This window comes from Mangrovactinospora gilvigrisea (assembly GCF_001879105.1).
Lineage (GTDB): Bacteria > Actinomycetota > Actinomycetes > Streptomycetales > Streptomycetaceae > Mangrovactinospora > Mangrovactinospora gilvigrisea.
Map to the genome: position 1 here is coordinate 59,667 of NZ_MLCF01000041.1, position 10,389 is coordinate 70,055.

6 protein-coding genes are annotated in these 10,389 nt (G+C 76.9%); all 6 read right to left on the minus strand.

The genetic code is table 11. From position 1 onward, the window contains the following. Positions 1–78 precede the first annotated feature (78 nt). Complete coding sequence (locus BIV57_RS08875) at positions 79–945, minus strand: SDR family oxidoreductase (protein ID WP_071656136.1); 867 nt, start codon at positions 943–945, stop codon at positions 79–81. Continuing rightward, complete coding sequence (locus BIV57_RS08880; protein ID WP_071656137.1) at positions 942–3,380, minus strand: alpha/beta fold hydrolase; 2,439 nt, start codon at positions 3,378–3,380, stop codon at positions 942–944. The genes BIV57_RS08875 and BIV57_RS08880 overlap by 4 nt, the downstream gene beginning before the upstream one ends. A gap of 107 nt (positions 3,381–3,487) precedes the next feature. Further along, on the minus strand, positions 3,488–4,267 hold the full coding sequence (locus tag BIV57_RS08885) for a site-2 protease family protein (protein ID WP_071656138.1): 780 nt from the start codon (positions 4,265–4,267) through the stop codon (positions 3,488–3,490). A gap of 115 nt (positions 4,268–4,382) precedes the next feature. Continuing rightward, positions 4,383–5,237, minus strand: coding sequence for a 3-methyl-2-oxobutanoate hydroxymethyltransferase (panB, locus tag BIV57_RS08890; protein ID WP_071656139.1), 855 nt, complete (start codon positions 5,235–5,237; stop codon positions 4,383–4,385). A 118-nt stretch (positions 5,238–5,355) separates the two neighbouring features. Continuing rightward, positions 5,356–7,044, minus strand: a complete 1,689-nt coding sequence (locus BIV57_RS08895; protein ID WP_071656140.1) for a hypothetical protein — start codon at positions 7,042–7,044, stop codon at positions 5,356–5,358. Between the two features lie 96 nt (positions 7,045–7,140). Further along, positions 7,141–10,275, minus strand: coding sequence for a hypothetical protein (locus BIV57_RS25045; RefSeq protein WP_175548704.1), 3,135 nt, complete (start codon positions 10,273–10,275; stop codon positions 7,141–7,143). Positions 10,276–10,389 lie beyond the last annotated feature (114 nt).

Genomic DNA, 10,389 nt, shown 5'->3' on the forward strand with positions numbered 1-10,389 from the left:
GATGGAGTGCCGGAGGGGGTCCCCCCCGGACGGAGTCCGGGGGAGGAGGCGGAGGCGAAGAGGGCACCGCGCGGCGCGCTACTGCTCGGCCGCGGCGCCGCCCGCTCCGACCAGGCCGCGGGAGGCGGCGTCAGTCGCCAGCGCGTCGACGCGCCGCATCTCGCGGGGCGCCCCCAGCGCCGTCACCGCCGGTATCGCCCCGCGCAGCGGCTGCAGCCCGCGCAGCCACCACTGCCCGTAGACGTGTGCCGCCCGCCGCTCCACCCCGTCCGCGATCCGCTGCGCCGCCGGCCCCACCGGATACGTCCGGTTCAGCGGCCACGGCAGCCGCGACCGCATCATCCGCAGCGCCTCGTCGCGATCCGCGCCGCGCACCATCTCGGTGTCGGTCCACGTCAGGTACGCCACCCCGACGCCCACCCCGCGGTGCCCCACCTCCGCCCGCAGCGCGTGCGCGAACGCCTCGACGCCCGCCTTGCTCGCGCAGTACGCCGTCATCAGCGGCGCCGGCGTCAGCGCCGCCAGCGACGCGATCTGCAGCAGATAGCCGCGGGTGGCCAGCAGATGCGGCAGGAACGCCCGCGCCGTGATCGTCGATCCGACGAGGTTCACCTGGAGCGTCCGCTCGAACGCCGCCGCGTCGGACTCCACGAACGGCCCGCCCATCGCCACGCCCGCGTTGGCGACGGCCGCGTCCACCCGCCCGTACCGCGCGGCGATCTCCTCCGCGACCTCGGCCATCCGCGCCCGGTCCGTCACATCGGCGTCCCACGCCGTCGCGTCCGGGCCGCACCGCTCGGCGACCGACTTCAGCCGGTCCGGCTCCAGCCCGACGAGGGCGATCCGCGCGCCCCGCGCGGCCAGCGCCTCCGCGAGGTGCTGCCCGACGCCCCGCGCGGCGCCCGTCACCGCGATCACCCGGTTGTTGAGCGGACTGCCCGTCACTCCGCACCTCCCGTTGGTCCCACGAGTCCCACCTGTCCGGCCAGTTCGCGGATCGCGCCCGCCACCTCGTCCGGCCGCTCGATCGGCGTCATGTGCCCGGCGCCGGGCAGCACGGTCAGCCCGGTGCAGTCCGGCAGCGCGGCCTCCAGCCGCCGCGCGTGGATCTGCGGCGTCAGCCGGTCGTCGGTGCCGACCAGCACCCGGGTGGGGACGTCCAGCTTCCCCGCGCCGTCCCGCAGATCGAGCGTCGCCAGCACCTTCGACCACGCCACCCGGACGTCCGTCGGACAGGCGTGCACCACCCGCGCCGACATCTCCGCCGCAGCGCTGCCGGCGTCCCGGCCGAGGATCCCCCAGGCGAGCACCCGGCTGCCGAGCCCGGTCACCGGGCCCATCGGGGCCCGCGCGCCCAGCACCAGGTCGGTGGCGCGGGCCCGCGCCCGGCCCAGGAAGGCGGGCAGCACCGTGCTCTCCTTGAGCAGCCGGTGCGCGCCGGTGGAGGTGAGCAGCGCGGCCGCCGTCCGCTCCCGCACCGCGGGCCGGTCGGCGGCGGCCAGCAGCGTCATGCTGCCCATCGAGTGCCCGGCGAGCACGGCCCGCTGCCCGTCCGGGACGGTCGCCAGCACGACGGCCTCGAGGTCGTCGGCGAGAGCCCGGGTGCTGTAGCCGGTGCGCCGGTCCTCGGGCCGGCTGCTGCGGCCGTGGCCGCGCAGGTCGTAGGCGACCACCCGGTAGTCGCGGCGGAGCCGGCGGACGACGTGCCGCCAGAAGAGCGTGGAGCAGCACCAGCCGTGCACCAGCAGCACGGTGGGCGCGTCCGGCGGGCAGGCGTCGGCGTGCACCTCGACATGGAGCCGGACGCCGTCGGTGGAGGCGACCTGCCGCACCTCGGGCCGTCCGGTCGGCTCGGGGCGGAACTCAGCGGCGCGGGCCCGCCGGGTGGCGAGCCGGAAGGCGACGGTGCTGCGCGGCCACAGCGTGGTGTTGCGGCCGGTGCTGTCCTGGTACCAGCTGCGGCAGCCGCCGGTGGACCAGACGGTGCGCTCCATGCTGCGCTGCAACCCGCGGTTCCAGCGGTCCTGGGCGTCGGCGCGCGGGTGCAGCGGCGCGCCGCCGAGGGCCTCGCTGCGGCGCACCGCGTCCATCACCAGGTTCAGCTGGGACTCGATGATCTGCACCATCGAGCTGTGCCCCAGGCCGGTGTTGGGGCCGATGAGCAGAAACATGTTGGGGAAGCCGGCGACGGCGGTGCCGCGCAGCGCGCGCATGCCCTGCTCGCGCCAGACCTCGGAGAGGGTGCGGCCGTCGAGGCCGGTGGTGCCGGCGGCGGCCGGCGGCTCGGTGGCGTGGAAGCCGGTGGCGAAGATCAGCGCGTCGGCCTCGTGGACGGTGCCGTCGGAGGCGATCAGCCGCCCGCCGTCGACCTTGGCGAGGCCGGAGGCGACCAGTTCGGCGTTGTCCGCGGCGATCGCCGGATAGAAGTCGTCCGAGAGCAGCACCCGCTTGCAGCCCAGGGTGTAATCGGGCGTCAGCTTCGCCCGCAGCCCGGGATCCTTGATGTGGTGGTGCAGATGGGCCAGGGCGAGCCGCTCGCCGGCCCGCATCATCCGCGGGTTGCGGGTGAAGGCGGGGACGTAGGCCTCGCGGGCCGTCCAGATGCCGAGCCGGGTGGCGAGCCGGGCCGCCGGGAGCGCGTTGTAGAGGCGCTGCCGGGCGCCGCCGATGGAGTGGTTGAGGCGCGGCATGATCCAGGCGGGGGTGCGCTGGAAGAGCGTCAGCCGCTCGGCCTTCGGCTGGATGCCGGGGACGATCTGGATCGCCGAGGCGCCGGTGCCGACCACGGCGACCCGGCGGCCGGCGGGGTCGAAGTCGTGGTCCCACCGGGAGGAGTGGAAGACCGGGCCGGGGAAGGTGTCGAGGCCGGGGATGTCCGGCAGCGCCGGGTCGGAGAGCGGGCCGCACGCGGATATCAGGAAGTCCGCGGTGAGCGCCGGCAGTTCCGGGTTTCCGGTGGTGAGCCGCCAGTGCCCGGCGACCGCGTCCCAGTCGGCCGAGCGCGCCTCGGTGCGGAACCGGATGCGGTCGCGCAGCCCGAGGCGGTCGGTGCACTCCCGGAGGTACTGCTGGATCTCCGGCTGGGTGGAGAAGCTCTCCGGCCAGCGGGGGTTGGGCGCGAAGGAGAACGCGTAGAGGTGCGAGGGGACGTCGCAGGCGCACCCCGGATAGGTGTTGTCGCGCCAGGTGCCGCCGACGTCGTCGGCGCGCTCCAGCAGCAGGAAGTCGTGGATGCCGGCCTCGGCGAGGCGGTGCCCGGCGGCCAGTCCGGCGAATCCGGTGCCGATGACCGCGGCCCGTACGTGCCGCACCGGCGCCGCGGCCGGGGCGGGTGTCTCGGCCGGGGCCGAACGGGGTTCTGCGGTCGGGACGTTGGGCATGTCGTCTCCCTGGTCTGGGCGCCCTGGACCGTACTTACCGCACAGTAGAACTCGGCGGTAGGGAAGGGAAGGCCCGCGACAGGGAGTGCGTCCGGATCAGCCGGCGGTCAGCGGAACTGCCAGAAGCGGAAGAGCTGGCGGCCTACCTCGGCGAGGTAGGGGTCGGCGCCGAACCAGCCGAACACCCCGTAGACGCCGCTGAAGAAGACGCTGTTGATGCTCGGGATCCACAGCAGGCCGAAGACGATGATCAGCGCGTACGGGGCCACCTGCGCGACCGAGCGGCGCAGCTCGTGCGGCAGCCACGGCTCGATCACGCCGTAGCCGTCCAGGCCGGGCACCGGGATCAGGTTGAGGATCGTCGCGCTGATCTGCAGCAGCCCCAGGAACGCCAGCGCCGAGCGGAACGCGGCTGGGATGGCGTCGCCGGTCAGCCCGATCGGTACCAGCATCGCCGCGGCGAAGAGCGCGTTGGTCGCCGGGCCGACGAGCGACACCAGGCTGTTGCGCCACCGTCCGCGGATGTCGCCCGGCTGGACGTAGACCGCTCCGCCGGGCAGGCCGATGCCGCCCAGGATCACGAAGATCACTGGCAGGACGATCGAGTAGAGCGGGTTGACGTACCGCCGCGGATCCAGCGTCAGATAGCCGCGCAGCGCGACGGATCGGTCGCCGGAGGCGTAGGCGACCCGGGCGTGGGCGTACTCGTGGAGGCAGAGCGAGACCACCCACCCGGAGACGGTGAAGAAGAACACCGCCAGCCCGATCCCCCCGGGATTGGACGTCGTGCCGTCCACCACGAACCACAGGATCGCCCCGGTCAGGGCGAAGACGCCCACCACGGCCAGAAAGATCGGGCTGATGCGCGTTGCACTCCGCGTACTCATCCCCCCATCCTCGCAGCCCGGCCGGGCCGAAGGGGCGCCCCGGCACGCGTCCTGCCAGGCGAAGCCCGGGAAAGCGTGCCGGGGCATCGGGGCATCGGGGCGCCGGACGCGACCGTCAGCTGAAGCTGTGCTCCGCATCCGGGTAGGCCCCGCCGACCACGTCGCGCCCGAACGCACGCGCCGCGTCCCCGAGCACGCCCCTGAGGTCCGCGTACTTCTTCACGAAGCTCGGCGTCCGGCCCGGCGTCATCCCCGCGAAGTCCGTCCAGACGAGCACCTGCCCGTCGGTCCCCGCCCCCGCGCCGATCCCCACCGTCGGGATCTCCAGCGAAGCGGTCAACTCCTCGGCCAGCGGCGCCGGGACCACCTCCAGGACGACGGCGAACGCGCCCGCCTCCTGCACGGCCTCCGCGTCCTCCCGCAGCCGCTTGGCGGCGTCCGCGCCGCGGCCGGCGACCATCGGGCCGCCGAAGCCGTTCACCGACTGCGGCGTGTAGCCGAGGTGCGCCATCACCGGGATCCCGGCCGTCACGATCTTCTCGATCTGCGCGGCGGACCGCACCCCGCCCTCCAGCTTGACGGCCCCGCAGCCCACCTCCTTCATCAGCCGCACCGCCGTCCGGAGGGCCTGCTCCGGCGACTCCTCGTAGGAGCCGAACGGCAGGTCCGAGACGATCAGCGAGCGCTTCGTGCCGCGCACCACCGCGCGGCCCAGCATGATCAGCTCGTCCAGCGTCACCGGCACCGTCGAGTCGTAGCCCAGGTGGTTGTCGGCGCTGCTGTCGCCGACCAGCAGGACGGGGATGCCGGCCTCGTCGAAGACACCGGCGGTGTACGCGTCGTACGCGGTGAGCATCGGCCAGTGCTCGCCCCGGCGCTTGGCGCGGGCGAGGTCGCGGATGGTGAGCCGGCGGCCCTGGTCGCCGACGAACAGCGGCTTGGGGGCAGCCGCGGGCTGCGGTGCAGACATGGGGGTACTCCTGTTGTGTCGTCTCGTGGCGCCGCGTAGCGGCGTCCCCGGATCGCCATCCATCGTGGCACACCGCCCCCGCCGGAGGGCACCCCCCGGCCCGCGGCGCCCCGCGCGGCTACTCCGCGACCTGACCGGCGAGTGCCGCCAGTTCGGCGATCGACCCGGTGAACTCCGGCAGCAGCTGCGCCGCCACCGCCCACGCCTCGGGACGGCCCGCCAGATGGGCCTCAACCAGCGCGCCCAGCGCGTCCGCCACCAGCTCCCGGCCCTTCGGCAGCGCGTCCAGCGCCCGCAGCGCCGAGCGGGCCGGCGTCGTCCGCTCCAGCACATGGCGGGCCGTCAGCGTGCCGCTGGAGAGGCCCTGCCGCAGATAGGACTCCACGCCCGGCATGTACGACGCGTAGCGGCCGCGCCGGGCCGTGGTGAGGAAGACCGCCCGCTGCTCCTCTGTGGCGTCCTCGTGGCGGGCCAGCACCGCCGCCGTCCGCGGGTCGAACGACCACTCGCAGTGCGCCTTGACCAGCGCCTCCGGCCGCAGCTCGAACGGCTCCCGCACCCCGCGCGGGCTGTGCAGCCGGCGCGCCGCCTCCGCCGACGAGGCGAACCGGGCGCGGGTGCGGCGCAGCGCGGCCGCGATCTGCTCCGGCTCCCGGCCGAGGTAGAGCGTCATGTCCTGGAGGGTGCGCAGCCGCAGATGGCCGGCCGCCTCGGCGCGCGCCACGATCCGCTGGGCGGCCGCCGTGCCGTGCCGCTCCCAGACCGCCAGCAGCGCATACGTCTGGACGGCGGCCCGGCTGCGGACGGGCAGCGCCGCCGCCGTCAGCTCGGCGTCCCCGCTGCCCAGGAAGGGCGCCAGCAGCGTGGTGTGCCGGGCCGACGGGAACGGCAGGGCGAGCAGCTCGGCGCGGAGCCCGGCGTCCAGCGGTTGCCGGCCGGGCGCGGACGCCGCCTTGGCGATGCGGTGCCGCAGGGTGAAGGTGGCGGACGGATTGCGGTAGACGGCCGCGGCCACCGCGGGCTCGTCCGCCTCGCCCAGCAGCGCCCTCAGCTGGGCCGGGGACGCCGCGGTGTTGGCGGCGAGCGCGACCCGCACCACCGGCCCGACCGGGTCCGCGGCGGCGGCCGCCGCCGCGGCGAGCACCGCGGGGACGGCGCCGCGGCCCAGCACCGCGGCGGCCGTCCGCGGCTCCGTCAGCCGGGCGAGCCCGGCGGCGGCCGCCGCCGCGGACGGGGCGTGGTCGAGCAGGCCGCGGTAGGCGGCGTGCACGGTCCGCGGGGCGGCGTCCACGTCCTCGACGGCCGGCGGCGCGGCCTCGGTGAGCAGCGCGGCCAGCGTGCCCGTCCAGCGGGGGAGCGCGGCGTGGACGGCGTGCCAGCGGGCGGGCTCCTCGCCCAGATGACGTCCGATCAGCTCCGGCAGCCCCGGCGCGGGTTGGACGGCCGGACCGCCCGCCAGCAGCGCCGCCGCGGTGCGGGCCGGCGCGACGCGATCGAGCACGCCGAGCGCGAGCAGGTCGTCGAGCACCCCGGCGGTGCGGGCGGCGCGCGCCAGCGCGGCCAGCGCCGGGCCCGCCGTCCCGGCGGCGAGGCCGGCCCGCAGCGCCTCCCGCGCGGCGGCGCGGCGGGCGGGATCCGCGGTCGGCGTGAGGGGGCCGGGGCCCAGCGCGCGGGCGGCCACGCCGATGCGCTCGGCGACGACGGGCACGTCCGCGGGCGCGGCGGAGAGCAGGACGCGCAGTGCCGCGCGGGTCTCGCCCTCGGCCCCGGTGTCGACCCGGGGCGGGGGTGCGGTCACGACCGTCATGTGCGCTCTCCTTGTGAGGGTGTCTACGTCGCGGCTGAGGGGTGGTCACTCGCGCCCACGCGCCGGAGCCGCCTGCCGGTTGCCGCCCCGCGGCCCCTACGCCAGGACCTGCGCGAGCGTCGCCCTGTGGGCCCGCTTGCGCCAGTCCGCGTCGCGATGGGCGAGGCGCCGGACCGCCCGCGCGAAGCAGCCCGCGTCGGCCGCGATCGCCTGGCGGACCAGCGCGGACGCCGCCTCCCGCAGCTCCTCCGCGCCCTTGGGCGCGTCCTCGCGGCGGGCGGCCGAGTCGAGGTAGCGCAGCAGCAGCGCCGCCGGCTCGCGCGCCAGCAGCCGCTCCGCCGTCGGATAGCCGGTGGCCAGGGCGTCGTCGAGGCGGACGGCGGCCGTCTCGGCGTGTAGCCAGGCTCCGCTGTCGTAGGGGCGCCCCAGCCGGCGCTCGCGCGCCACCCGTGTCGTCAGCTCCAGCGCCGGCTCGTCCGCGGCCAGCACCTCCCGGCAGGCCTCCGCCGCCGCCGGACGCAGCCGCGCGGCCGGCAGCTCCGCCGCCACCGCCTCCGGACCGGCCGCGAGCAGCAGCCGCAGCACCGCGGTGAGTTGGGTGAGCGGCCGCTCCCGGCCGGAGAGCCGGGCGAGCCCGGCGAGCGCCGCGTCCCGGTCGTCGGGGCCGGGGACGGACCGCGCGCCGTCCAGCGCGAGCGCCGCGGCGAGCGGGGTGTGCCGCAGCTCGAGAAGCATCGCCTGCGAGCGCTCGTCCAGGTCGGGGGCGAGCTCCGCGAGTCGTGCCAGCACCTCCGGATCGCGCTCCCGCAGCAGCGCGGACAGCGGGGCGTGCGGCACCGGGGCGATCCGCGCCAGGTGCGAGGCGAGGGCGACCCGCTCCTCGACATCCAGCGCGGGGACCAGCAGCTCCGCCGTCCCCGCGGGCGCCGCGGCGGCCACCCGCAGCAGGTCGCTGCGCTGGTAGCGGGAGTAGGAGCGCTCCAGCAGCTCCTCCGTCGGCCCGGCGAGCTTCAGCTCCTTCTTCTGGTAGCGCTCGAAGAACTCCAGCATCCGGTCGCCGTGGTGGAGGTTGCCCAGCAGCTCGGAGAGGTACTGGGCGGCCGCGCGGCGCCCGGCGAGCCGCAGCTGCTGGTCCGCGTCGGCGCCCTCCCGCTCGGCGCCGTCGATCGCCGAGGCGAGGGTGCTGCCGACCAGCCGGTCGACCGCCCGAGCGGCCGGGCCCTGCGCGCCGCGGGCCAGATAGGCGTTGCGGGCCGGCACCGCCGCGGCGGCCGTGGCCGACGGTATGAGCCCGGCGAGGTAGAGCGCGGTGACGGGCTGCCACGCCCGCCAGCGGTCGTCGAGGGCGGCCTCCAGGAGGGCGTCCTCGTCCGGCGGGGGCAGCTCCTCGGCCGGATCGGGCAGGCCGGCGTCGCGGCAGGCGGCGGAGAGCCACGCGGGGACGGCGAGGCCGGGCAGGTCCGCCCGCTCGGTGCGGGCCAGGAAGGCGACCAGCGCGGTGTCGTCGCGGGGGAGCGGAGGCGGGGCTGCGTCCTCGCCCGCGGCCAGCTCGCGCAGCAGATGGACGGCGGACGCGGCGGCCCGCTCCAGCGGGGTGTTCGGCTCCTCGGGCGCCTCCGGATCGGCCGGCGCGGCCGCCTGAGGCGGCGTCAGCCCGGCGTCCGCGTCGCCCTCGGGGCGGGGGCCGGAGGCGGCGCCGGCCGTGGCGACCAGCTCGGTGAGCGTCCCGGCGAAGCTGTCGGCGAGGGTGACCAGCACCGTCCAGGCGTCCGGGTGCCCGGCGAGGTGCTCCGCGATGAGGGCGCCCAGCGGCTCGGCCGCGTCGGCGGGCAGCCGGCCCTGGCGGTCCGCCAGGCCGAGCAGGGCCTCCGCCGCGGGCCCGACGGGGTGCGCCAGCCGCAGCAGCCGCCCGGCGGTGAGCAGCCCGGCGCGCTGGGCGGCGCGCGCCCACCCGTCGATGTCGGCGCCCGCGTGCACGGCCTCCTCGGCGAGCCGCTGCTCGGGCGGCACCAGGACGCGGAAGGCGCCGCCCGGCGCGTCCGTCTGCCAGTGGTCGTTGACCAGGGAGAGGCGGAAGACCTCCCGCTGCTCGTCGTCGACGGCCTCGTGGCGGACCAGCTCGGCGGAGGCGTGGACGGCGAACGGCCGCTCCCGGTGCGCCGCGACGAGCAGCGCGCCGTCGATCGCGTAGGGCTCCTCGAAGTAGGACTGCACGGCCCGGGTGCTGCGGTGCCGGGCGAGCAGCGCGGGGAGGCGGCGCGGATCGGCGTAGTCGTCGACGAGGGCGCGGAGTTCGGCCGGGTCGTCGCTCCGCAGGGCGAGGCCGACCTTGCGGGCGCAGCGCTCGGCGGCGACCGCGCGGGCCGCCTCGGCGCCGTGCCGCTCGCGGAGCCGGTCGAGCGCCCAGGCCTGCACCGAGACGCGGGAATCGGTGGCGGCGAGGCCGCGGGCCAGCAGCTCGGGATCGGTGGCGGCGAGCAGCGGGGCGTTGTCGCGGCGGTCGTTGTTCTCCTCCAGCAGGCGGCTGCGCAGCGCCGGATGGAGGGGGACGCCGGGGTGCGCGGCGATGATCGTGCGGCGCAGCGCCTGGGTGGTGCGCTGGTGGCGCCAGACGGAGGCGTTGACGGCGGGGTCGCCGGCGGCGACGAGCACCCGCAGCAGGCGGGCGTCGGTGCGGGAGTTGTCGGCGAGGGCGATCCGGGAGCGTCCGTCGCCGCGGTCGGCGACGGCCTCGGCGAGGGCGGGCGCGGGCGCCCGCCCGGTGAGCGCGGCGCGCACGGCCGCCTCGGGGAGCGCGGGCAGCGCGGCGAGCGCGGTGCCGACCGGGACGCGGTCGAGCAGCTCGGCGAGGACGCCGAGGGCGTTGCCGGGGGTGGGCGCGGGCTTGTCGCCGACGGGCAGCTCGGCGAGGCGTTCCAGTAGCTCGGGGAGGGTGCCGCGATGGGTGGGCAGCGCGTCGTGCAGGGCCCGCCAGCGGTCGGGCGCGGCGCCGGCGAGGTGGCGGGCCGCCAGCGCGTCCAACCCGGCCGCGGTGCGCGGCAGGCTGCGGGCCGGCCGGTGCGCGTGGACGTCGACCGACCCGGCGGGCGCCGCCGCGGGCGGCGGCAGCTTCTCCGGCCACTGCACGGCGGACGCGCTCGCCAACCGGGCCCGCAGCGCGGGTGTCGCCTCCGCGGGTGCTGCGGAGAGCAGCAGCCGCAACACCCGATCGGTCCCGGACTCCCTGCCCACGATGAACTCCCCCTTGTGCCAACCCCCATCCCACCACATCCGACTGACACAAAGAGACCGAGCGCCCCGCATTGGATTTGCGGCTCCGCCGCGCGGGCGCGGGTGATCAAGACT

What these genes read in the sequence shown, in the direction of transcription:
- BIV57_RS08880 (WP_071656137.1), bottom strand. Translation starts at nt 3,380, where the DNA reads ATGCCCAACGTCCCGACCGCAGAACCCCGTTCGGCCCCGGCCGAGACA.
- BIV57_RS08885 (WP_071656138.1), bottom strand. Translation starts at nt 4,267, where the DNA reads ATGAGTACGCGGAGTGCAACGCGCATCAGCCCGATCTTTCTGGCCGTG.
- panB (WP_071656139.1), bottom strand. Translation starts at nt 5,237, where the DNA reads ATGTCTGCACCGCAGCCCGCGGCTGCCCCCAAGCCGCTGTTCGTCGGC.
- BIV57_RS08895 (WP_071656140.1), bottom strand. Translation starts at nt 7,044, where the DNA reads ATGACGGTCGTGACCGCACCCCCGCCCCGGGTCGACACCGGGGCCGAG.